Below are 1,315 nucleotides of genomic sequence, written 5' to 3'. Positions count from 1 at the left end.
ATTGCCACCTACAATCAAAATTGTGCAAATGAGCTGTTTTTTTTCATAATTCAGAGAATGTTCATATTCTGCTTTTAAAGAGACAACACTTTCTCTGAATTTAGTATATAGCTTTCTGATAGGATTTTCTTTTTTTACTTTCTGTTTTTTTTCATGTTTGGGAAAAACAGATTGGATCCACAACACTCTGCGTTTCTCCCGATCCTTCATGCGCCGGATAAAGATGGCATAACAGCTTACCGCAACAAAGGCTTCCGGCAGCACCAATACCAAAAACAAAAGCTTTCCCAGTATCGAGATTGCAGAATATGCCCAACTCCAGGACTCATATAAACCGGCAATCCATGCAAAGGCAGCCATTGTGCATGTAACAATTAATAGTTCCAGCCAAAACAGTGTATCTGTCTTAAAGTTGTCAAAAATTCCAAAAAACGGCCATTCTTTACTGTCCGGCCTCAAACTGATTGTTAGCATAATGCCTGCAGTAACCGTCGCAAGAAATGTAACATAGATAATGACATCCCCGTAAAAAGTACTTATGAGATTTCCGCCGTCAATCCCAAGGAGAACATCAAGCCCTAATACTGTCAGAACGAACCATCCTTTTATACCTTTAATATTTGCTGTCATCTTTTTCAATTTTGTATCCAATTCCCCACACCACCTTCAAATATTTTGGTTGTTTCGGATTGATCTCAATCTTTTCACGAATTCTCCGAATATGTACCATGACTGTATTTTCGACAGAATAAGCCGGTTCCTGCCAAACACGTTCATAAATTTCTTCCGCCGGAAAAACTCTGCCCGGATTACTCATGAGCAGTTCCATAATTTTATATTCTGTTGCCGTCAGATGCACGGATTCACCATTAACATTTAATTCCTTGGCATGTTTATCCAGATACAGATCACCAATACGAATACTGTCCTGCATGCTTTCCGAATTCATGGCTCCAAGACGCATATACCGTCTCAGCTGTGCCTTCACTCTGGCAATCATCTCCTGGGTATTAAATGGCTTGCTGATATAGTCATCCGCTCCCATAGACAGTCCCAAAACCTTATCTGTTTCCTCGGTCTTGGCTGATAAAATGATAATAGGAATATTATTGGTCTCCCGTATTTTCATCACGGCTGCAAGACCATTCATCTTCGGCATCATGATATCGATCATAATCAGGTGTACAACATTGCTCACCAGCATATCCAGGGCCTCGAGTCCATCATAAGCCTTCAATGTCCTATATCCTTCCAGTTCAAGTATTTTGGCAATGACACGTACAATTTCTCTGTCATCATCTACAATTAATATTGT

2 protein-coding genes are annotated in these 1,315 nt (G+C 39.9%); both read right to left on the bottom strand.

Annotated elements, in window-relative coordinates:
• Positions 1-651: hypothetical protein (locus tag WMO25_RS18110; RefSeq protein WP_349086624.1), on the bottom strand; the 651-nt coding region annotated here is incomplete at its 3' end.
• Positions 614-1,312: a response regulator transcription factor gene (locus WMO25_RS18105; RefSeq protein ID WP_349086626.1), complete on the bottom strand. Its 699-nt coding sequence runs from the start codon at positions 1,310-1,312 to the stop codon at positions 614-616. The genes WMO25_RS18105 and WMO25_RS18110, both read right to left, overlap by 38 nt.
• Positions 1,313-1,315 lie beyond the last annotated feature (3 nt).

The organism is Coprococcus intestinihominis, from assembly GCF_040096555.1.
GTDB classification, from domain to species: Bacteria; Bacillota; Clostridia; order Lachnospirales; family Lachnospiraceae; genus Coprococcus_A; species Coprococcus_A intestinihominis.
The sequence above is the reverse complement of the archived record's forward strand: the minus strand, read 5'-3'. Positions and strand labels throughout refer to the sequence as shown.